21 protein-coding genes and 2 tRNA genes are annotated in these 21713 nt (G+C 67.4%); 18 read left to right on the top strand and 5 right to left on the bottom strand.

Annotated elements, in window-relative coordinates; all coding sequences use genetic code 11:
* Positions 1-54: 54 nt before the first annotated feature.
* On the top strand, positions 55-1416 hold the full coding sequence (ccsB, locus tag AC1RHV_RS23195) for a c-type cytochrome biogenesis protein CcsB (RefSeq protein WP_310530630.1): 1362 nt from the start codon (positions 55-57) through the stop codon (positions 1414-1416).
* A 47-nt stretch (positions 1417-1463) separates the two neighbouring features.
* On the opposite strand, the gene AC1RHV_RS23190 is transcribed toward ccsB, so the two are convergent.
* A tRNA-Ser gene (locus AC1RHV_RS23190) sits at positions 1464-1551 on the bottom strand.
* 115 nt (positions 1552-1666) lie between these two features.
* Between AC1RHV_RS23190 and AC1RHV_RS23185 the strand changes: the two genes are divergently transcribed.
* The 4 genes from AC1RHV_RS23185 to AC1RHV_RS23170 all read left to right on the top strand — a co-directional run bounded on the left by AC1RHV_RS23185 (position 1667) and on the right by AC1RHV_RS23170 (position 5112).
* Positions 1667-2644 (top strand): NAD(P)H-quinone oxidoreductase, encoded by a 978-nt coding sequence (locus AC1RHV_RS23185; RefSeq protein WP_054450236.1) that lies wholly within the window; start codon positions 1667-1669, stop codon positions 2642-2644.
* Between the two features lie 140 nt (positions 2645-2784).
* Positions 2785-3531, top strand: a complete 747-nt coding sequence (gene tpiA, locus AC1RHV_RS23180) for a triose-phosphate isomerase (protein WP_054450238.1) — start codon at positions 2785-2787, stop codon at positions 3529-3531.
* A 21-nt stretch (positions 3532-3552) separates the two neighbouring features.
* On the top strand, positions 3553-4044 hold the full coding sequence (secG, locus tag AC1RHV_RS23175) for a preprotein translocase subunit SecG (RefSeq protein ID WP_054450241.1): 492 nt from the start codon (positions 3553-3555) through the stop codon (positions 4042-4044).
* Positions 4045-4209: 165 nt separating this feature from the next.
* Complete coding sequence (locus tag AC1RHV_RS23170) at positions 4210-5112, top strand: MurR/RpiR family transcriptional regulator (protein ID WP_225588996.1); 903 nt, start codon at positions 4210-4212, stop codon at positions 5110-5112.
* On the opposite strand, the gene AC1RHV_RS23165 is transcribed toward AC1RHV_RS23170, so the two are convergent.
* Positions 5106-5945, bottom strand: a complete 840-nt coding sequence (locus AC1RHV_RS23165; protein ID WP_175159513.1) for an HAD-IIA family hydrolase — start codon at positions 5943-5945, stop codon at positions 5106-5108. The genes AC1RHV_RS23170 and AC1RHV_RS23165 overlap by 7 nt on opposite strands.
* A gap of 232 nt (positions 5946-6177) precedes the next feature.
* On the opposite strand from AC1RHV_RS23165, the gene AC1RHV_RS23160 reads away from it, so the two are divergent.
* The 13 genes from AC1RHV_RS23160 to AC1RHV_RS23100 all read left to right on the top strand — a co-directional run bounded on the left by AC1RHV_RS23160 (position 6178) and on the right by AC1RHV_RS23100 (position 19207).
* Positions 6178-7113 (top strand): phosphate/phosphite/phosphonate ABC transporter substrate-binding protein, encoded by a 936-nt coding sequence (locus tag AC1RHV_RS23160; RefSeq protein WP_054450247.1) that lies wholly within the window; start codon positions 6178-6180, stop codon positions 7111-7113.
* A 17-nt stretch (positions 7114-7130) separates the two neighbouring features.
* Positions 7131-7970, top strand: a complete 840-nt coding sequence (locus AC1RHV_RS23155) for a phosphonate ABC transporter ATP-binding protein (RefSeq protein WP_054450248.1) — start codon at positions 7131-7133, stop codon at positions 7968-7970.
* Complete coding sequence (phnE, locus tag AC1RHV_RS23150) at positions 7967-8986, top strand: phosphonate ABC transporter, permease protein PhnE (RefSeq protein WP_175213882.1); 1020 nt, start codon at positions 7967-7969, stop codon at positions 8984-8986. The genes AC1RHV_RS23155 and phnE overlap by 4 nt, the downstream gene beginning before the upstream one ends.
* An 86-nt stretch (positions 8987-9072) precedes the next feature.
* A complete protein-coding gene (locus AC1RHV_RS23145; RefSeq protein WP_166738396.1) occupies positions 9073-9243 on the top strand; it encodes a hypothetical protein in 171 nt (56 codons plus the stop codon).
* A gap of 37 nt (positions 9244-9280) precedes the next feature.
* Entirely contained in the window at positions 9281-11536 is a 2256-nt protein-coding gene (locus AC1RHV_RS23140) for a phosphocholine-specific phospholipase C (protein WP_175159515.1), read from the top strand.
* Positions 11537-11615: 79 nt separating this feature from the next.
* On the top strand, positions 11616-13037 hold the full coding sequence (locus AC1RHV_RS23135) for a YadA family autotransporter adhesin (protein ID WP_119450857.1): 1422 nt from the start codon (positions 11616-11618) through the stop codon (positions 13035-13037).
* 86 nt (positions 13038-13123) lie between these two features.
* Positions 13124-14065, top strand: coding sequence for a LysR substrate-binding domain-containing protein (locus AC1RHV_RS23130; RefSeq protein ID WP_306650103.1), 942 nt, complete (start codon positions 13124-13126; stop codon positions 14063-14065).
* 81 nt (positions 14066-14146) lie between these two features.
* A complete protein-coding gene (gene hglS, locus AC1RHV_RS23125; RefSeq protein ID WP_492302077.1) occupies positions 14147-15544 on the top strand; it encodes a 2-oxoadipate dioxygenase/decarboxylase HglS in 1398 nt (465 codons plus the stop codon).
* The gene (locus AC1RHV_RS23120; protein ID WP_492302075.1) at positions 15541-16716 is read left to right on the top strand and encodes an alpha-hydroxy acid oxidase; all 1176 of its coding nucleotides are present in this window, start codon (positions 15541-15543) and stop codon (positions 16714-16716) included. Before hglS ends, AC1RHV_RS23120 begins: the two co-directional genes overlap by 4 nt.
* A 98-nt stretch (positions 16717-16814) precedes the next feature.
* Positions 16815-17804 (top strand): Bug family tripartite tricarboxylate transporter substrate binding protein, encoded by a 990-nt coding sequence (locus AC1RHV_RS23115; protein WP_192352546.1) that lies wholly within the window; start codon positions 16815-16817, stop codon positions 17802-17804.
* Positions 17805-17961: 157 nt separating this feature from the next.
* Positions 17962-18046, top strand: a tRNA-Leu gene (locus AC1RHV_RS23110).
* Between the two features lie 283 nt (positions 18047-18329).
* On the top strand, positions 18330-18599 hold the full coding sequence (locus AC1RHV_RS23105) for a hypothetical protein (protein WP_119450861.1): 270 nt from the start codon (positions 18330-18332) through the stop codon (positions 18597-18599).
* Positions 18600-18640: 41 nt separating this feature from the next.
* Positions 18641-19207 carry a GrpB family protein gene (locus AC1RHV_RS23100; protein WP_119450880.1) on the top strand — a complete coding sequence of 189 codons (567 nt, stop codon included), beginning with the start codon at positions 18641-18643 and terminating at the stop codon, positions 19205-19207.
* A 31-nt stretch (positions 19208-19238) separates the two neighbouring features.
* Here AC1RHV_RS23100 and AC1RHV_RS23095 read toward each other — a convergent pair whose 3' ends face one another.
* The 3 genes from AC1RHV_RS23095 to AC1RHV_RS23085 form a co-directional block, all read right to left on the bottom strand.
* A complete protein-coding gene (locus tag AC1RHV_RS23095; RefSeq protein ID WP_119450862.1) occupies positions 19239-20447 on the bottom strand; it encodes an NAD(P)/FAD-dependent oxidoreductase in 1209 nt (402 codons plus the stop codon).
* Between the two features lie 134 nt (positions 20448-20581).
* Positions 20582-20761, bottom strand: coding sequence for a hypothetical protein (locus AC1RHV_RS23090; protein ID WP_054450268.1), 180 nt, complete (start codon positions 20759-20761; stop codon positions 20582-20584).
* Between the two features lie 256 nt (positions 20762-21017).
* The gene (locus AC1RHV_RS23085) at positions 21018-21650 is read right to left on the bottom strand and encodes a helix-turn-helix domain-containing protein (RefSeq protein ID WP_125472416.1); all 633 of its coding nucleotides are present in this window, start codon (positions 21648-21650) and stop codon (positions 21018-21020) included.
* Between the last annotated feature and the right edge of the window lie 63 nt (positions 21651-21713).

Raw genomic sequence — 21713 nt, 5'->3', positions numbered from 1 at the left:
TTCGTTCGGCCTGTGGGCAACCTGGGGCGGACGGTCACGCATGGAGATGCTGCGATGCCGATTACCGCTACCGGGCCCGTCCCGTTGACTTCCCGCCGGCCCGTGCCGGAGGTTCCGAATGCCGCAGCCCGGACCGGCAGGCGCCTGAACCGGACCGATGCCGCGTTCCTGCTGATCTGCCTTGCCGGCTGCGCCTATGCGTTGGCGGAGTTCGGCCCGTTCCTGAACGGCTACGAGAAAGCGATGCTGATCGGCGCCGTGCCGGCCCTGGCCTGGCTGGGATGGTTGTGGCGCCCCTTGCGGACTCTGGCCCTGTCCAGCGGCGCCAGCGCGCTGCTGGCCGTGCGGCTGTATGCGGGCGGGGCAGGGCTGCTGCAGGGCGACCTGGGGCGCGCCGAAAGCGTCTTCCTGCTCAAGTACCTGCTGTCGTCGCAGTCGTCCATACTCTGGATGAGCTGCCTGTTCGTGCTGGGCACGCTCTGCTACTGGGCGGGACTGGCCCGGCCCGCGATCGCCTGGCTGGGCACTGTCCTGACGTGGGGCGGGGTATGGGCAGGGCTGACCGGCCTGCTGGTGCGCTGGCGCGAAGGGCATCTGCTGGGACCGGATGTCGGACACATTCCAGTCAGCAACCTGTACGAGGTATTTGTTTTTTTCGCGCTGGTCACGGCGCTGTTCTACCTCTACTACGAGGCCCGCTACGCCACGCGGGCGCTGGGCGGCTTCGTCATGTTGGTGGTTGCCTCGATGGTCGTCTTCCTGTCCTGGTATTCGCTCACGCGCGGCGCCCATCAGATCCAGCCGTTGGTCCCCGCGCTGCAAAGCTGGTGGATGAAGCTGCACGTGCCGGCCAATTTCATTGGCTACGGCACGTTCTCGCTGGCGGGCGCGGTGGGTTTCGCCTACCTGGTCAAGCTGCACGGGCAGAGCGCCGCAGGCAAGCGTCTGATTCCGGTTTTCCTGCTGGGTGCGCTGCTATGCGCCGAGCCGATGATCTTCGGCTCGCGGCGGCTGCCGCCTGTGTGGATGCTGTATTTCGGCGCGGGCGCCATCCTCGTGGGCGCGGTGCTGGCGCTGCGCCGGCCGATTGCCCGCCGGCTGCCGTCCCTGGAGGTGCTGGAGGACATCATGTACCGGGCCATCGCGCTGGGTTTCGCCTTTTTCACCGTGGCCACCGTGCTGGGCGCGTTGTGGGCCGCCGACGCCTGGGGCGCGTACTGGCAATGGGATCCCAAGGAGACCTGGGCGCTGATCGTATGGCTGAACTATGCCGCCTGGCTGCACATGCGGCTGCTAAAGGGATTGCGGGGAGAGGTGGCGGCCTACTGGGCGCTCGCCGGCCTGGTGGTGACGAGCTTCGCCTTCCTGGGGGTGAACATGTTCCTGTCGGGGCTGCATTCGTACGGCAGCCTATAGGCCCCTGCCGCCTTGCGGGCGGCGATGCGCGCTGGCATCGGGTGTCTTGGCGGAAGCGGTGAGATTCGAACTCACGAACGGTTGCCCGTTGCCGGTTTTCAAGACCGGTGCAATCGACCACTCTGCCACGCTTCCTGGTATTGCGTATATTCCGGCGATCCGGCCATCAGGCAAACAATCTGCCAGGCCGGGAACACGATACGCCGTAAAGGGCGCAATAATAATCCATTTGCTGCAAAGGAGGCACGCGATGCACGCCGTAGAAATCTCTCGCCCTGGTGGCCCCGAGGTCCTGGTCCCCGTGGAGCGCCCCACGCCGGAAACCGGCGCGGGTGAAGTTCTGATCAAAGTCAGCGCCGCAGGCGTCAATCGTCCCGACGTGTTCCAGCGCAAGGGCAACTACGCGCCGCCGCGCGGCGCCTCGGACCTGCCGGGCCTGGAAGTGGCCGGCGAAATCGTCGGCGGCGACCTGGCGGGCAGCGGTTTCGCCATGGGCGACAAGGTCTGCGCCCTGGTGGCGGGCGGCGGCTACGCGGAATACTGCGTGGCGCCCGCGGCGCAATGCCTGCCCATCCCCAAGGGTCTGTCCGACATCGAGGCCGCCGGCCTGCCGGAAACCTATTTCACGGTCTGGAGCAACGTCTTCGACCGCGGCCGCCTGTCCGAAGGCGAGGCGCTGCTGGTGCACGGCGGCGCCAGCGGCATCGGCACCACGGCCATCCAGCTGGCCCGCGCCATGGGCCACAAGGTCTATGCCACCGTCGGCAGCGACGACCGGGCCCGCGCCGTGGAAGCGCTGGGCGCCGAACGCGGCATCAACTACAAGACCCAGGATTTCGTGAAGGAAGTGCTGGACGCCACCGGCGGACGCGGCGTGGACGTGATCCTGGACATGGTGGCCGGCGATTACATCGGCCGCGACATGCAGTGCCTGGCCGACGACGGCCGCATCGTCATCATTGCCCAGCTGGGCGGTTCCCACGCCAATGTGGACACGGCCCAGGTCATGCGCCGCCGCCTGACCATCACCGGCTCGACCTTGCGTCCCCGTCCGGTCGCCTTCAAGGGCGCCATCGCCCGTGCGCTGCGTGAACAGGCCTGGCCCTTGCTGGAAAAAGGAGCCATCAAGCCCATCGTGCACGCCACCTTCCCGCTGGCCGAGGCTTCCCGCGCCCATGCCATGATGGAAAGCGGTGAAAACATCGGCAAAATCATCCTGACCATGTAAGAAATGGGGGGCGCTCGGCGTAGCGTCCCGCAACAGGATACAATCACGGGTTTCGCCTGGAATTTTTTCCAGGCAGGCCCGTGGGCGGTTGCTACGCAGCCCTTGGCTCGCCCCAGTCCAACCGATACAGATACCTCGCCATGACTTCAGTCGAAAACCGCGCCCGCCTCGTGCTGGGCAACTGGAAGATGCACGGCAACCTGGCCGAGAACGCCGCGTTGCTGACCGAGCTGCGCGCCGCGGATGCTGCGAGCCACTGCGAAATCGGCATCTGTGTGCCGTTCCCCTATCTCGCGCAGGCGGCGTCGGCCCTGACCGGCAGCAGCGTGTCCTGGGGCGCGCAAGACGTCAGCGCCCATGAAAAGGGCGCCTACACCGGGGAAGTCTCCGGCGCCATGCTGAAGGAATTCGGCTGCCGCTGGGCCCTGGCCGGCCACTCCGAGCGCCGCGTGCTGCACGGCGAGACCGACGAAGCCGTCGCCGCCAAGGCCCAGGCCGCGCTGGCCGCCGGCCTGACGCCGGTGGTGTGCGTGGGCGAGTCCCTGGCCGACCGCGAAGCCGGCAACACGCTGGCCGTGATCGAACGCCAGTTGAAGCCCGTGCTGGCGCTGGGCGCCGAGGCGGTTTCGCGCATGGTCCTGGCCTATGAGCCCGTCTGGGCCATCGGCACCGGCCGCACCGCCAGCCCCGAGCAGGCGCAGGAAGTCCATGGCGCCATCCGCGCCGCCCTGCGCGCGCTGGGCGCCGCGCAGGTGCAAGTGTTGTACGGCGGCAGCGTCAAAGCTGCCAATGCCGCCAGTTTGTTCGCCATGACTGATATCGACGGAGCCCTGGTCGGCGGCGCGTCGCTCGTGGCCGAAGAATTTTTGCGAATCGCCGCTATCTAAGTTTCCGTTCCGGAGTCTGTAATGCCCTTGATGCTCAAAATCCTGCTGGCCGTCCAAGTGATCTCGGCGCTGGCTATCATCGTCCTGGTCCTGCTTCAGCAGGGCAAAGGCGCCGACATGGGGTCCGCCTTCGGCAGCGGCTCGGCCGGCAGCCTGTTCGGCGCCACCGGCGCGGCGAACTTCCTCTCGCGCGCGACCAAGTGGGCCGCCGTGGTCTTCTTCGCGTCCACCGCCGGCCTGGCTTATGTCAGCCACAAGGGCAATAGCGGCCCGGCCGTCGACTCGGGCGTGATGCAGAGCTTCCCGGCCGACCGTTCGGTGCCGCAAGTGCCGGGCGCGGCGCCTGCTCCCGCTGGCTCGTCGGTTCCCGGCGCCGCCTCGGTTCCCGGCGCGGGTTCCGTGCCCGCCGCTCCGGCCAAGCCCGACGCGTCGGTGCCCTCGGCCCCGGCCGCTCCCGCCACCCCGGCCGCTCCGGCCGCAGGCGAAAAGCCCGCCGAAACGCCCGCGAAGTAAGGCACAGCAAACGGAAAGGCCGGCACATGCCGGCCTTTTTCATGGGCGGCGCGCGCCTGCCCGGACATCCTGTCATCGGCGGCCGTTAGCATGCGTCGTCGCCGCGCCGGCAGCGGGTAGGGTATCGTTGCCTGCGCACCCGGTTCCCGTCTCTCGATCTCCGCCATGGCCACATCCAAACGCACTCCCCGAACCCCGACCGCCGCCGATCAGCAGCGGGGCTCGCCGCAGGCCATGCTGGCGCGCATCCAGAGCCTGTTGCCCTCGATGGGGGCGGCCTCGCAGCGCATTGGCGAGTTCGTCATACGCAACCCCGCCGAGGTGGTGCACATGTCGGTCAGTGAAGTGGCCGAGCGCACCCAGTGCAGCGAAGGCAGCGTGGTGGGCTTTTGCAAGCTGCTGGGGGCCACGGGCTTTCAACAGCTGAAGATCGCGCTGGCGCAGCAGATCGTGCAGCCGGTGCAGTACATCCACGAAGACCTGGCCGCCCAGGACACGCCCGAGCAGGTCGTCAGCAAGATCTTCCATAGCAATATCCAGACCCTGCAGGAAACCGAATCGGTGCTGGACGTGGCAGCGCTGTCGGCCGCGGTGGACCTGATACGCGGCGCCCGCCGCGTTGAAATCTACGGCATCGGCAGCTCGGCCGTCATCGCGCACGACGCGCACTACCGCATGCTGCGCATCGGGCTGCATGCCACCGCAGTGACCGATTCCCACGTGCAGGCCATCAGCGCGTCGCTGACCGGGCCGGACGTCGCTGTGCTGACCATTTCGCACTCGGGCAGCACGCACGAGACGGTGTTGGCGACGCGGCTGGCCAAGGAAGCCGGCGCGCGCACGATCTGCATCACCAATTTCGGCAAATCGCCGATCCAGGAGCATGCGGACGTGGTGCTGCACACCATGTCGCGCGAGACCCGTTTCCGCACCGAGGCCATGACCAGCCGGCTGGCCCAGCTCGCCATCATCGACACCCTCATCGCTTGCCTGGCCTTGTCCGACTACGACAAGGCCGTCTCCACGCTGCGCAGCACCTTCGACGTGCTGTCGAACAAGCGCTACTGATCGTCTTCAATGCCCGCCGGCAGCGCATGTCGGCGCGGGCATGCGCTGTCCAGCAGCCTCGCCACGTCCGGCGCATCCGCGCAGGGCGCATTGCCCACCAGCAGGTAGCCGATACCCAGGCGTACCGCACCCAGCCCATCGGTGCGCACGTTGTCGCCGATCACCGTGACGTCCGCAGGCGCCAGGCCCAGCCGGCGCAATCCTTCCTCCAGCAGCATGGCTCCCGGCTTGCCGAGTATGTGCGGCCGCGCGCCGGGCGCGCAGGCCAGCACCGACTGCAATAGCGCGCCCGTCTCCGGGACGATGGCGCCTTGCGGGCCGGGATGGGTGAGGTCGCCGTTGCTGACCATCAACGCCGCGCCCCGCGCCAGCTCGCCTGCCAGGGTCTGCAGCGTCCCGTAGCCGAAGGAGAGATCGCGCGCCAGCAGCACGATGTCCGCATCGCGGTCGACCAACGCCAGCCCCAGTCCGGCCGCGAAACTGCGCAATGCGTCCGAGGCGCAGAGCAGCACCGCGGCCCGCGGGTTTTGCCGGGCGATATGGCGCACGGCCTGTTCACCGGCCAGGACCAGCATTCCGGCCTGCACCGGCAGGCCCATCGCCCGTAAACGCGGCGCCAGGTCCGCCGCCGTGTCGGTGGAATTGTTGGACACGATGACGCAGCGCCCTGCCCAGCGGGTCAGCAGCTCGCTGGCGCCCGGTATCACTTCATGCCCCCGGATCAATGTCCCGTCCAGGTCCAGGATCAGGCCGCGCGATCGGGCGGTCCAGGGCGGTTCTGCCGTCGGCGCTTGGGGGGGAGAAGCGAGGGGAGTACGGGCAATGCGGGTCATGGATCGGCGTGGTGGCGTCGAAGCGCGTGCAGGGTTGAAAGAAGTGGGCGCCCGCTACGGTTCGGGCCTGCCCGGCGGCTGTGATTCTATCTGAACAAAATTCAAAAATTCATTTTTTTGATTTGAGAAATTTTCATTTGCCTGTCATGTGCGGTGACTAATCTGCGTTCCGGAATCAGCGCCGAGCACGCTGCGCCCCGATGGCAACCTCAACAAGACTAGGAACAGAAAAATGAAGATCCGCACCTGCGCGCCCGCCCTGGCGCTGGTTTCCCTGCTGGCCGCCGCGCCTCTCGCACAAGCCCAATCCCTGGCAGACGGCTCGCAGCAACGTCCGCTGCGCGTGCTGCTGATACCCGCCGACGGCGGCACCGAGTCGGGCACCAAGGCCGACTACGCGCCGATCTTCAACGCGATCACGCGCAGCACCGGCCTGCATTTCCAACTGACCGTGGGCCAGTCCTACGGCGCCGTGGTCGAAGGCATGTGCAACCAGTTGGCCGAGGTCGCGTTCCTGGGTCCGGTTTCCTACGTGCAGGCGCATGAGCGCCAATGTGCGCAATTGCTGGCCGTGGGCGTGCAGAAGGGCGAATCCGCCTACTACGCCGCGATGTTCGCCAAGGCTGATTCGCCGATCAATACGTTGGCCGATCTGAAGGGCAAGCGCGCCGCGTTCGGCGACGTTAATTCGGCCTCCAGCTTCACCTTCCAGGTGGCATCCATGATCAAGGACGGCATGGACCCGGCCAAGGACCTGGCGGCGCTGCAACTGACCGGCAGCCACGCCAGCAGCCTCGCCGCGCTGGTGCAGGGCCAGGTCGACGCGGCCGCGCTGTCGTTCGATTCCTTCGACAAGGCGGTGCGCCAGGGCGCGGTGGACCCGAAGTCCGTGAAGGTGATCTTCAAGAGCGAACCCATCCCGTATCCGCCGTTGGCGATGAACACCAAGCTGCCCGAGACGCTGAAGGCCACGCTCAAGCAAGCCTTTGCCACGGTCCATCAGGCGCCCGGCGTAACGCCTGACATGGTGCGCGGCTATGGCGGCGCCAAGCTGGATCGTTTCGACACCGAGTTCTCCGAGGCGCAGTTCGCCGGCCCGGCCTCGAAGATGGCCCTGCTGACCGACGAGATCAAGGGAGAAATCCTGCAGAAGGCGGCACAGCGGTGATCGGCGGAGCAAGCGAAATGGACATGCTGCGCTATGACGCTGTAGGCATGCGCTATGCCGATGGGACCGCGGCGCTGAACTCGGTGTCGCTGCAGGTGCCGCGCGGCCAGTTCTGCGTGATCCTGGGCGCCTCGGGCGCGGGCAAGTCGACTTTGCTGCGCATGGCCAACGGCTTGACCGCGCCCACCCAAGGCGAAGTGTGGGTCGATGGCACGCAGGTGCAGCCCTCGACGCTGGCGGCCGTGCGGCCACGGATCGGCATGGTGCATCAGCACTTCAACCTGGTGTCGCGCGCGACGGTCGCGACCAACGTGCTGTCGGGCGCGCTGCCCGGCTTGCCGGCATGGCGCGCCTATCTGATGCGCTTCCCCGCGGAATTGCGCGAACGGGCCTGCAAGCTGGTGCGCGAAGTCGGCCTGCAGCCCGAGCACCTGCAACGCCGCGTGAGCGAATTGTCCGGCGGCCAGCAGCAGCGCGTGGGCATCGCCCGAGCGTTCATGCTGGCTCCGGCCTTGCTGCTGGCCGACGAGCCGGTGGCCAGCCTGGACCCGCGCATCAGCCGCGACATCCTGGAGTTGTTGCGCAATCAGGCACGCGAACGCGGCGCCACCGTGCTCTGCAGCCTGCATCAGGTCGACCTGGCCCGCGAGTTCGCCGACCGCATCGTGGCCCTGCGCCATGGCGTCATGGTGTTCGACGGACCGGCGGGCGCGTTCGATGAGGCCACTGCCCGTGCGCTGTATCAGGCGCCGCAGGCGGAAAGCGGCATGGCCGCGCTTGCGGGCCGCGGCCATGCTGAACCTCGCATGGCCAGGCCGATCCGGCCGGCGGTGCTGTCGGCGGGAGGCGCGCAATGAACACGCATGCATTGAAGACGCCGGCCGACAACGCGGCCTGGCGCCTGGATCCGCCCTATGGCGCCCGCGCGCTGCTGATCGTGATCGCCGCGCTGATGCTGTTCCTCTACACCGGGCAGCGGGTCGAGATGGGTCGCATGGCGGCGCTCACCCTGGACGGCGCGCTGGCGGCGGTGGGCCTGAAGGAGCAGTCCCAGGTCACCTCGGGCCTGGGCGCCCTGGCCGACAACCTGTTCCCGCTGCAGGTCTCGTACCGCACCGAGACTTCGCGCATAGAGGGCTTCGACCCGGACAGGCTGCCGTGGCTGGCGCATGTGGAAACGGTGCAGGTGACCGAGAGCCGGCTGAATCCGCACACGCTGAAGATGGAAGACGAGGTATCCACGCAGACCTATCTGGTCGAGCCGCTGGGCTATCTATGGCGGGTGGCGGTGAAGATGGTAGAGACCTTCGAGATCGCGATCTGGGCGACCTTGCTGGCCGTGCTGGGCAGTGCGCCGCTGGCCTATTGCAGCGCCCGCAACTACGCGCCCAACCGCCTGCTGTACGTGGCGGCGCGCGCCATCGTCAGCATGTTCCGTGCGATGCCCGAGCTGATCTGCGCGCTGTTCCTGGTGCTGGCCTACGGCTTCGGCCCGATTGCCGGGGTGCTGGCGCTGGCCATCCATTCGATGGGATTCCTGGGCAAGTTCTACGCCGAGGACATCGAAACGGCCGACACCAAGCCGCAAGAGGCGCTGGCCGCGATCGGCGCCAGCAAGCCGCGCGTGCTGGCCTACGCAGTGCTGCCGCAAGTCATGCCCAAGTTCACCGGCTACACCCTGTACATCCTGGACCGCAACGTGCGCATGGCGACCGTCGTGGGCCTGGTGGGCGCGGGCGGCATCGGCCAGGAACTCAAAGGCCGCTACGACATGTACCAGTACGCCCACGTCGGGACCATTCTCGTCGTGATCTTCATCACCGTGTTCTTGCTGGACCAGGTCGCCGCCCGCTTGCGGCGCCGCTTGAGCTGAGCCGGCGCGGCGGCCAGCCAGGCCGCCCCGCCCCGATAGGTTTTCTGCCGGACGGACCCGGCAATGTTCCCTGACCAGGAGTTTTCATGACCCCGTACTTTGCACTGGGCCGCGCCCTTGTTGCGGCCATCGCCTTGAGTTTGACCCTTGCCGCCTGCGGCGGCGATGACGACTCGGATGACGGCGCGACCACGCCGCCCGAGACCGGACAGCCAGAGACGCCGCCGCCCGCGCCGCAATTGCGCTGCGCGCCCTGAACGCCCGATCCGCCCAACCCCACGCAAGAGTAGCCCCATGACCAAGACCTATCCCTCGCATCCCGCCAGCGCGTCCCCGGCCTTGCCGGGCCGCCGGCAGTTCTTCCGCGCCTCGGCCCAGGCGGCCGGCGCCCTGTCGGCAATGGCCTTGCTGCCCGCCTCGATCCAGCGCGCGCTGGCGGTGCCGGCCGCGGTTGAAAGCGGCACCATCAAGGACATCAAGCACATCGTGATCCTGATGCAGGAGAACCGCTCGTTCGACCACTATTTCGGCACCATGCGCGGCGTGCGCGGTTTCGGCGACCGCTTCCCGATTCCGCTGGCCAGCGGCAAATCGGTGTTCTTCCAGCCCGACCCCAAGGGCGGCCAGGACATCCAGCCCTTCCGCCGCGATTCCAGGACCAGCAACGCGCTGATCGGATCGGGCACGCCGCACAATTTCCCGGACCAGCAGGCAGCCTGGAACCAGGGCAAGATGGACCAGTGGATCCAGTACAAGAACCAGGCCACCATGGGCTTCTTCATGCGCGAGGACATTCCGTACCAGTTCGCGCTGGCCGACGCCTTCACGGTCTGCGACGGCTATCACTGTTCCATCCTGACCGGCACCGATCCCAACCGCATCGTGTTCTGGTCAGGCGCCAACGCCAATCCCGAACTGCGCAAGCTGGGCGTGAACAGCACCGACACCGATTCGGAACCCGTCAACTCGCGCTGCTGGCCTAATCCGTCCAACTGGGTGGCGGGCCGCGCGCAGCTGGCCGACGGTTCGGGCCAGGTCGACCCCGCGACCGGCGCCTACAACTACAAGTACGTGAACAGCGCCTTCAAGTGGGACACCTTGCCCGACCTGCTGCAGCGCGCCGGGGTCAGCTGGCACATCTACCAGAACATGAACAACAACTGGACGGGCGCCATGCACGGCTGCCTGGCCTTCAAGAGCTTCCGCACCGCGCAGCCGGGTTCGCCGATCTATGAACATGGCCTGACGGGCGGCCCCGAGAAGAACGACGGCGCCGTCAACTTCCTAGCCCAGCTCAAGCAGGACGTGGCCAATGGCACTTTGCCGCAGGTGTCGTGGGTGTTGCCCACGCAGGCCCTGGCCGAGCATCCTGGCAGCAGCGAAGGCGTGGCCGGTGCCGCCGATTTCATCGCCGACGTGCTGGACGCGCTGACCTCCAATCCGGAAGTCTGGAGCAAGACCGCACTGTTCGTGACCTTCGACGAGAACGACGGCTTCTTCGATCACGCCGCCATGCCCGCAGTGCCGTCCTATGACGCCAATGGCGTGCTGATGGGCAAGTCCACCGTGCCGCTGGAGGGGGAGTATTTCGATGCCTCGGTGGGCAACTACCTGAAGGCCGACGACAAGATCACCGGCAACATCCGGCCGTGGGGCCTGAGTTCACGCGTGCCGATGTACGTCGTGTCGCCGTGGAGCAAGGGCGGCTGGGTCAATTCCCAGGTGTTCGACCATACCTCGGTGGGCCGGTTCCTGGAGCAGCGCTTCGACATCAAGGTCGACGCCATCAGTCCTTGGAGCCGCGCGGTCTGCGGCGACCTGACCACCTGCTTCGACTTCGTCAGTCCCAACGATCCGCGCGTGCCCACGCTGCCCGACACCAGCAACTATCCCGCGGTCAACGCGGCGCAGAAGCTGTTGCCCACCACCGCCGTGACCCAGGCGCCCGCAATCCCGCAGCCGCTGTTCCAGGAGACCGGCACGCGGCTGTCGCGCGCGCTGCCCTATGAACTGCACACCAGCGCCCGGTTGGGGGCGGATGGCGCGGTCGAACTGCTGTTCAGCAACACGGGCGAAGCCGGCGCGGTGTTCCATGTGTACGACAAGCGCAACCTGGACCTGATCCCGCGGCGCTACACCGTCGAAGCCGGCAAGACGCTGTCCGACACCTGGACCGGCGGCGACTATGACCTGTGGGTGTACAGCAGCAACGGCTTCGTGCGGACCTTCTCCGGCAATACGCAGCGTGGCGCGGCCTTGGAAGTGCAGGTCTGCTACGAGCCGGCAGGCAGCGCGCTCTACGTGAAGGTGTCCAACCGCGGCACGGCCAGCCTGCAGGCGAACCTGCAATCCAACGCCTACCGCAAGGACGGCCCCTGGACCCTGGCGGTCGAGCCGGGCAAGGTCGCCGAACACCACTGGTCCATCAAGGAAAGCGGCAACTGGTACGACTTCACCGTCACCGCCGAAGGCTTCGAACGCCGCTTCGCGGGACGCATGGAGAACGGCCGCGCGAGCGTCAGCGATCCGGCCATGGCGCTGCATCTGTGATGGCTCAGGCATGAGCGGGCCGGGCGCGCATCGGGGTGCGCGTCCGGCCGGTCCGCAACAACAATCGATCAACATACAAATGAAGCACACATACGCAATTCTGGCCGCCAACGGCTTGTCGGTGGCGGTTCTGGTGGGCGCGCTGGCCGGGGGATCGGCCGCGCAGGCGCAGACCGCGCCGCCTGTGAAGTGGGACGGCAGCAACCTCGGTTATGGGCCGGGCGCCGCTCAGGGCGTGACGGGCAAGGGCAATCACGCGATCGGCAAGAACGCTGGCGCCAACGTGAAAGGCAGCAACAACATCGGCCTGGGCAATGGCGCGGGCCAGGACGTGAGCACCAACTGGAACCTGGCGATCGGCGAGGGCGCGGGCTCCAAGGTCGGCGGCAAGAACGCCAACCAGGCCATCGGCTATTACGCCGGCACCAATGTGCAGGGCGGCTGGAACCAGTCGTTTGGCCGAAGCGCCGGCCAGAACGTCACGGGCGACTACAACGATGCGTTTGGCTTCTGGGCCGGCACGGATACGGTGGGCAACAACAATGCCGCCTATGGCACCAACGCCGGGCGCAATGTCACCGGCAACGGCAATTCGGCCTTCGGCCAGGAAGCGGGCCGCAACGTCGTCGGTGACGGCAACCTGGCGCTGGGCCAGAACGCGGGGCAGAACGTGGAGGGCGAGGGCAATCTGGCGCAGGGCAAGAACGCCGGGCAGAACGTGACCGGCGCCAACAACACGGCTGCCGGCGCCTACGCGGGCTATGGCGTGCAGGGCGACGGCAATACGGCTGGCGGGCTGGCTGCGGGGCGCGACGTCGTGGGCAATAACAACGTGGCGCAGGGCACGGCCGCGGGGTCGGGCGTGCGGGGCAACGACAACGTGTCGATAGGCTCGAACGCCGGACGCGGTTCCGTTGCCGACCGCAGCGTGTCGGTGGGAGCGGATTCGTCCGCGGCCACGCAGAGCGTCGCGGTCGGCGCAGGCGCGGTGGCCAGCGCGGGCAACAGCGTGGCGCTTGGGGCGGGGTCCTCGGCGGCGCGCGGCGCGCAGGAGAACTACGAAGCCTACGGCATGGCGCAGCCCCAAAGCTCCACGGGCGAGGTGAACGTGGGTGGACGCCAGATGACGGGCGTGGCCGCAGGCAGCGAGGACACCGATGCCGTCAACGTGGGCCAGCTGCGCGCCGCAAGCAGCGCAAGCGAGGCGCGCGTGGGCGCCGTCGAGCATTCCCTGCAGAACCTGCGCAGCGATCTGGAGTCCCAGGAGCGCATGCTGAGCGCGGGGGTGGCTGCGGCCATGGCGACGGCTTCCTTGCCGCAGGCCTACTTGCCCGGCCGCAACATGCTGTCCATGGCGGGCGGCACCTGGAACGGCGAATCGGGTTACGCCCTGGGGCTGTCGCGCGTGTCCAGCGGCGGGCGCTGGGTCTACAAGGTGTCGGCCAACGGCACGTCCCGCGGCGACTTCGGCGGCGCCGCGGGGGTCGGATACCAGTGGTGAGGCCGGGCCTGCGATAATGCCGCAAGCGCGGCGGCCGGCGATGGAACGCGGGCCGCCGCCAGCACAGGCATACCCGGATCGGCCCCATGGAAAAGCGTTTGATGCCATCGATGATGGCGCTGCAATGTTTCGAGGCGGTGGCGCGGCACATGAGCTTCACGCGCGCCGCCGAGGAACTGCACATGACCCAGAGCGCGATCAGCAAACAGATCGCGCAGCTGGAGGCGCTGCTGCGCAACCCGCTGTTCCTGCGGGTGCGGCGGCGCCTGCAACTGACGCCTGCGGGAGCCTTGTACCAGTCCGAGGTCAGGGCCATCCTGAACCAGGTGGACATGTCCTCGCGCTACATCCTGACCTACGGCAGCGAGACTCAGGTGCTGACCATCGGCACCCAGCCCACCTTCGGCGCGCGCTGGCTGATTCCGCGCCTGCAGGGCTTCATGGCCGCCCATCCCGACATCCAGGTCAAGGTGCGCAGCGAAACGCGGCCCTTCGACCTGATGCAGGCCAAGATCGACATCTCCTTCTTCTTCGGCCATGGCACCTTGCCGGGCGCCCAGTGCCGGGAATTGTTCGAGGCCGAGGTCGTGCCGGTGTGCGCGCCCGGCTTTCTTCCGGGTGACAGGGTCGACAGCCTGGAGGTGCTGAGCGCGCAGGCGCTGATCCAGTGCGCCTCGCGTCCGGAGGCCTGGCACGACTACTTCTCGCGCCAGCAATTCCAGTCCGACCGCAGCTACCACGGTCCCCGCTTCGATACCTTCTACATGTGCGTGCGCGCTGCGGAGGGCGGTTGCGGCGTGGCGTTGACGCCGCGCCTGCTGGCCGAAGAAGAGCTGCAGGCCGGCAAGCTGGTGATTCCCTGGGACTACGTGCAGCCCAGCGACGGCGCGTACTTCGTCGCCTATTCCGAGCACTCGGCCGAAGTGCCCAAGATCAAGCAGTTCGTCGCCTGGGTTGAGGAAGAGGCCGCGCGCAAGCGCGAGCGCGACGCCCAGCGGGCGCGGTCCATGAAAAAACGGACTGATTAAGCCGATTTTTTTCATTTGATCGCACGCGCGGCGCATGATTTCATGCGGGCCATCCTTGTTTACCGATGTGCCGAGCCCGCCATGAGTCAGAATTTCGTCAATCCGGACCAGATCCGCGCCTGGTTCTCCCGCGCCATGTCCGACATGTACAAGTCGGAAGTGCCGCTGTACGACACGCTGCTGGACCTGGTCGCCCAGGTCAACGCCAAGACGCTGGCCGAACAGCCCGAGTTGGCCGCCCAACTGGCCCGCACGGGCGAGATCGAGCGCCTGGACATCGAGCGCCACGGCGCGATCCGCGTCGGCACCGCGCAGGAACTGGCCAACATGCGGCGCGTGTTCTCCGTGATGGGCATGCAGCCGGTGGGCTACTACGATCTGTCGCCGGCCGGCGTACCGGTGCATTCCACCGCCTTCCGTGCCACCCACGAAGCCTCGCTGCAGGCCAGCCCCTTCCGCGTCTTCACCTCGCTGCTGCGGCTGGAACTGATCGCCGACGAGGCCCTGCGCGAGAAGGCCGCGCGCATCCTGGCCGCGCGCCAGATATTCACCGCGCGTACGCTGGAACTCGCGGCCCGCTTTGAGGCGCAGGGCGGACTGGTTGAAGCCGAGGCCCGCGAATTCGTGGCCGAAGCCCTGCACACTTTCCGCTGGCACAGCGAGGCCACCGTCAGCCTGGAAGACTACGAGGAACTGCACGGCCAGCACCGCCTGATCGCCGACGTGGTGGCCTTCAAGGGCCCGCACATCAATCACCTGACCCCGCGCACGCTGGACATCGACGAGGCCCAGGCCGAGATGCCGCGCCGCGGCGTGTCCGCCAAGGCCGTGATCGAAGGCCCGCCGCCGCGCAAATGTCCGATCCTGCTGCGCCAGACCAGCTTCAAGGCGCTGGAGGAGGCGGTCCTGTTCGCCGGCGCCGACGGCCAGTCCGCGGCCGGCAGCCACACGGCGCGCTTCGGCGAGATCGAGCAGCGCGGCGTCGCGCTGACCCGCAAGGGCCGCGCGCTCTACGACCAATTGCTGGACCTGGCCCGCAGCCGCATCAGCGGCGCGCCCAACGAAGGCAATGCCGCGGCCTACATGCAGAACCTGCAGGACTGTTTCGCCGCCTTCCCGGATGACTATGACGCGCTGCATGCGCAGGGGCTGGCCTATTTCCGCTATTTCCTGACCGGCAAGGACGGCGCGGATGCGCAAGCCAGCCTGCAGGACCTGATCGCCCAGGGCTACATCCGCTTCGAGCCGCTGGTGTACGAGGACTTCCTGCCCGTCAGCGCGGCCGGCATCTTCCAGTCGAACCTGGGCGACAAGGCCCAGGCCGAATACGCGCAGAACGCCAGCCAGGCGGCTTTCGAGCAGGCCCTGGGCGCCCAGGTGCAGGACGAGCTGGCGCTCTACCAGGACACGCAGGACCGTTCGCTGGCCGCCTGCATGCAGGCGCTGCGCGCACAGGCCGGCTCGCCGGTGGCCGCATGAGCCGTCTGGATCGTTGCCTGTCCGTGCGCGACTTCGAACGCGAGGCGCGGCGCATCATGCCGCGCTGCGTCGAAGGCTACGTCTGCGGCGGCACCGAGGACGGCGCCTCGCTGGCCGAGAGCGTGCGCGCATTGAGCGACGTGGGTTTCCGGCCGCGCGGCCTGCGCGTGGTGGACCAGCGCAGCAGCCAGGTCGAACTCTACGGCCAGCGCTACGCCATGCCGGTGGGCTTCGCGCCTACCGGGTTCTCCGCCATCGTCATGCATGAGTGCGACCTGGCGCTGGCGCAGGCCGCCCAGCAGGCCGAGATTCCCTTCATCATCAGTGGCGCTTCCAGCGTGCCACTGGAACGCTTGCAGGAGGCCACGGGCAAGCGCTGCTGGTACCAGGCCTATCTGCCGGGCAATACCGAGCGCATCGGCAAGCTGATGGCGCGGCTGCGCCAGGCCGAGATCCCGGTGCTGGTCGTGACCATCGACACCTGCGTCGGCGCCAACCGCGAGAACCTGCAGAAGCTCTCGTTCACCGTGCCCTTCAAGCTCAGCCCCAGCGTGATGCTGGACGGCATGCGCCACCCGCGCTGGAGCTTCAACGTCTTCCTGCGCACGCTGCTGGGCAGCGGCATCCCCAGGTTCTCGAACCTGTACGAACAGATCGGCCCGCCCATCACCCAGGACCCGCCCAACGGCTTTCGCGGCGAACGCGACAAGCTGTCGTGGGAACACATCCGCTGGATCCGCGAGAACTGGCCGGGCAAGCTGGTGCTCAAGGGCGTGATGCATCCCGATGATGCGCGCCTGGCCTGCGCGGCGGGCGCCGACGGCGTGATCGTGTCGAACCACGGCGGACGCCAGCTGGATGGCTGCATCTCGCCCTTGCAGGCGCTGCCCGACGTGGTGGCCGCGGTGCCGCCCGGCTTCCCGGTCATGGTGGATGGCGGTTTTCGCCGCGGCTCCGACGTGCTCAAGGCCGTGGCCCTGGGCGCGCGCATGGTCTTCACCGGCCGGCCCCAATTGTTCGGCGCGGCCGTGGCCGGCAGCGCCGGCATCCGCAAAGTGGCGGACATATTCCGCAGCGAGATCTCGACCAACATGGCGCTGCTCGGCTGCGCGACGCTGGCCGATCTCACGCCGGACCTGATCGCGCCCTTGCGGCCGGCAGGCGCTGCCTGACGCGGGCGGCTGTGCCGCCCCGGGCAGCAGCGCCCGCACAACAACAAAAAACGGTGCGCATCCCCATGCGCGCCCATCCGTTTTCGACAGGAGGAAACATGAAGAAGATCTATACCAAACTGGCCGGCGTGGCGGCAGTGCTGGCGTGCATCGCCAGCGGACCGGCGCAGGCCCAGGCCGGCGCCTATCCGACCAAGCCGGTGCGGCTGGTCGTGGGCTACGCCCCGGGCGGCACCACCGACATCAGCGCGCGCATGATCGCCGACGTGCTGGGCAAGGAGTTCGGCCAGACCTTCGTGGTGGAGAACAAGCCCGGCGCCAACAGCAACATCGGCGCCGAGTCCGTCGCCCGCTCGGCGCCCGACGGCTACACGCTGTTCGTCGGATCGATTTCCACCGCGATCAACCAGTCGCTCTATTCCAAGATGTCCTATGACGCGCTCAAGGACCTGGACGCCGTCGCCCTGCTGAACGTGGTGCCCAACATCCTGGCCGTCAACGCCAGCGTGCCCGTCAAGTCCGTGCAGGAATACATCGCCTACGCCAAGAAGAACCCGGGCAAGCTCACCTGCGCTTCGCCCGGCAACGGCTCGTCCGCCCACCTGGGCTGCGAACTCTTCAAGATGAAGACCGGCATCGACATCCTGCACGTTCCGTACCGCGGCAGCGGCCCGGCCGTGGCCGACCTGCTGGGCGGACAAGTGGACTCGATCTTCGACAACCTGCCGCCGCTGCTGCCGCACGTGCGCGCGGGCAAGTTGACCGGCCTGGCCGTCACCACCGGCAGCCGCGTGCCGTTTGCCCCGGAAATCCCCACCATCGCCGAATCCGGCGTGGAAGGCTTTGACGTGGCAGCCTGGTTCGGCGTGTACGCGCCGGCCGGTACACCGCCCGAAATCGTCCAGAAGGTCAACGCCGCCATCAACAAGGCCCTGACCTCCGACGCCGCGCTGGCCGCCAGCTACCAGACCAACGGCTTCCTGATGCCCCCGCCGCCCAACACGCCGCAAGCATTCAAGGCCTTCATGGAAAGCGAAACCCGCAAGTGGGGCGAAGTCGTCAAGGCGACCAACCTGCAGATCAACTGATAGGCGGGGGGAGGGGGCGTTCGCGGCTCCTCTGGATAGTACTTGGGGACGGATCGATGGCATGCCAGCGACAAAGCGGCACGGAACCACCCGTTTCCCAATTTGCGTGATAGAATGTTCGACTTTCCAGGAAAGCACGCTTTTCTGGCTGAAGTTAGCCGACGTGGTGAAATTGGTAGACACGCTATCTTGAGGGGGTAGTGGCGAAAGCTGTGCGAGTTCGAGTCTCGCCGTCGGCACCAAGAATTTGTTCCAGGGGTCGCCCCTGGAAAACGCAAAAGACCCGCATTCCTTTGACCAGGATGCGGGTTTTTTCATTTCGCGGTGTTCCCTGCGCCGCGGCAACTATCGGGAACGCAAGGCCAGCCAACTGCGGCAGTCTACCCGCAATCAAAGGCGCTGCCATATGCCGCGAGCAGAGTCTTGCACCCTCAGACCGGCAATGTTTCGAAGCAATTGCCCGTGAATCCCTGATTCCAAGAGCCTGCTATAAAGTCGGCTACAGCTTTTCTGCAGGACCAGGAAATGTCCATTCAAACGTTGAGCCGCTGTGGTGTGGCGATTTTCGCGGCTGCGCTGATGGCCGGCTGCTCGTCCAGCGGTTCCAAGACTTCGGATCAGGCTGCCGCCAAGTCGTATTCCTCCTCTGCCCGCGCCGGCGGCGAGTGCGCGAGCCGCAGCAAGTGCATCTACAAGGGTGCCTACGAATCAGGGGAACGGAACTACGCCGAAGCGGAAGCCAAGCGCCTGAACATGGCCGAGCTGGAGCGCCTGCGTCGCGCTTTCGGCAATTGAACCCGGCAGGAAACCGGCGCGCGCCCACGCCGGAAGAAATCATGCGGCACTACGACTCGGATCCGGACGAGGATCCCTGGGTCCGTGGCAAGCCGGCGCCGGAATTGGTCGCGGTCGTACCCTATGACCCCGATTGGCCGGTCCGTTATGGCCAGCTTGCGACGCAGGTGCGCGAGGCCTTGGGACCGGCGGCGCTTGCGGTCGAGCATATGGGATCGACGGCGGTTCCGGGCCTGCCGGCCAAGCCGGTGATAGATATAGACCTGACAGTGGCCGACCCCGTCCAGGAGGACTCTTATGTCCCCGCGCTGGAGGCGGCCGGTTACGCGCTGGTCTTGCGGGAGCCGTCCTGGCACCAGCACCGTCTTTTGCAGCTGGCCGCGCCGCGCGTGAACCTGCACGTGTTCGGCCCGGACTGCCCCGAGAACGTCCGCCACCGGATGTTCCGCGACTGGCTGCGCCAGCACGACGCCGATCGCGATCTGTATGCCCAGGCCAAGCGCGAGGCGGCGGTCGGCGCGATGCAGGTCATGGACTACAACAAGCGCAAGGAAGCCGTCCTGCGCCAGATCTACCAGCGCATGTTCCGCGCCGCCGGCTTCATCTGAGGCGCGCCGGCGCGGACTTTCTCCATCCGCCTCAGTAGTGGCTTTTGAGCGGCACGGCCGGATCGGCCAGCACGTCGCGGGGCGGGTTCAGACCCAGCTCCAGCAGCTTGCGCGCCGCCAGGTGGTCCATCGGGGCGTTGATCGATTCGACGCAGACCAGATGGCCGTCGGCAAAGTGCAGGATCGAGAAGCTGCCGGGCTTGGCGCCCGGGCGCAGGACGCGCTCGGTGTCCGGCGGCGCCAGGCCGGCGATCTGCAGGCGCAAGGCGCCCTGGTCGGACCAGAACCAGGGCAGAGCGTGATACGGCGTCTTGGTGCCGAGCAGCACGCCGGCCAGGGTGCGGGCCTGGTCGTTGGCGTTCTGCACCGACTCCAGGCGCAGGGTCTTGCCCCAGCGCGCATACGGAAACGAGGTGCAGTCGCCGATGGCGTAGATGCCGGGCGCCGAGGTTTGCATCAGCCCGTCCACCACGATGCCGTTCAGGCAGTCCAGGCCCGCGGCCTGCGCCAGCGTGATCTCGGGGACGGCGCCGATGCCGGCGACCAGCAGGTCCACCGGATGCTCCACGTCGTTGACGACTACGCTGCGCACGCGGCCGTTCTCGGTCCGGATGTGTTGCAGGTCGGAGGACAGGCGCAGGTCGACGCCGGACTCGTGCAGCACGCGGGCGACGTGGTCCGAGGCTTCGGGCGACACGGAGCGCGCCAGCAGGCGCGGCGCGGATTCGAAGACGGTGACCGGGCGTCCCAGGGCGCCGGCCGTGGCCGCGATTTCCAGGCCGATGAAACCGCCGCCCACGACCGTGACCGAAGGCGCGTCGGCGATCGCGGCGCGCAGGCGCGCGGCATCGTCGGCGTTGCGCAGGTAGATCAGGTTCTGGAGCTCATCAGGGACGTCCGGCAGGCGCCGCGCGCGCGTGCCGGTCGCCAGCACCAGCGCGTCATAGTCCAGCTGTTTGCCCGAAGCGAGCGTCAAGCGGCGCGCGTCGCGGTCTATGCCGACCGCGGGATCGGCCAGCAGCACCTGCACGCCGGCGTCAGCGTAGACCGCCTCGGCGCGCAGCAGCTGGATCGGGGCTTCCGGATCCTTGATGTAGGTCTTGGAGAGCGGCGGGCGGTGGTAGGGCAGCGAGGCCTCTTCGCACACCAGCGTCAGGCTGCCGGGAAAGCCGCCTTCTATCAGGCTGGCGCACAATTGCGCCGCCGCGTGGCCGCCGCCGACGATTACCACCTTCTGCATGCATGACTCCTGTTCTGCCTGGCCCGGTCTCGGGCCGAATCGGCAATGCTACCGCAGGTGGCAGCTGGAGGAAGTGCATGAAAGTGGGCACTGCGCGTCCGAACGAGATCGGGTCGCAGCGATTGAGGACGGGTTCAGGCGCCCGGCAGCATGTAGCGGGCGGAAACGGCCAGGATGCGCTGCGCGGATTCGCGCAGCCTGCGCGCTTCGCGGTGGGCGTGGAGGGAAACCACGGCGTCGTAGCGGCGCGCGCTGAGCGGGCCGGCCAGCAGCACCGGGCGGCGGGTAAGTATGGGGGATATCAAGCGTTGCATGTGGAGCATTCCTGCGGGCGTCAGGCCCTGTCGATGCCAGGTATCGTAAGGCGGCCAGGGGCGGCGGCCAACGAAATACCTTTTATATGAATATCCGGCGCGCGCCCGGGATCGGGGGCTGGCGGATATCCGGACGCCAGTATCGCCCGCGAGTATGACAGCCATATGCCAGTGCTGCGCGCGGCCGCCCGGCAGGGAACGGGCAGGCCGGCGCACAGGCGTTCCGGTCGGCCGCGCCCTTGGCGTGGCTGCCGCCTCAGGGCGCCTTCAGCCGCGACGGCACTTCGCCCACATCGCTGCACACCGCCAGCACTTCGGCGGGCTTCTTGCTCATGGACAGGTACACGTGGCCGATGCTGCTGTCGAAGTAGGCGGTCTCCAGCTTGCCCAGCACGACGCTGTCGCCGTTTTCGAACTGGATGCGGACCTTGCCCGACAGCACCAGCGCGAATTCCTGGCCCGGGTGCCGGATGTAGTCCTCGAACTCCACCACCTTGCGCGAGTCGATGAGCGCCAGCATGGGCGTCATCTTCTTGCCGGGGTATTCGCCCATGAGCAGGCGGTAGTGGTAGTTCTCGGTGACGTAGTCGCGGGCGTCGCTGAGCTTGTTCTTGACGAAGGTGGGGGCGACGGCGGCCTGCGAGGCGTCCGGCAGCATGAACATGCGGGTCATGTCTATGCCGAGCGCGCCGGCCAGCGCGGCGAACTTCTCGTAGCTGAGGGCAATCTGCCCCAGCTCTGCCTTGGACAGCGTCGAGACTGCGATGCCGCTGGCGCGGGACAGCGCCTGCAGGGTCATCTTGCGCGCCTTGCGCTCGGCCCGCAGGCGAGCGCCCATTTCTTCCTTGCCGACGATCTCGGGCGGGGATGTAGTGCCGGGTAGGGCCATGTAGCGATCTGGCAGGTAGGAGGTGGTTGGGGCAGGGCCCGCAAGCCCCGCTGCGTATGCCGG

The organism is Achromobacter sp. GW823-FHT04E03 (assembly GCF_058796095.1).
The sequence above is the reverse complement of the archived record's forward strand: the minus strand, read 5'-3'. Positions and strand labels throughout refer to the sequence as shown.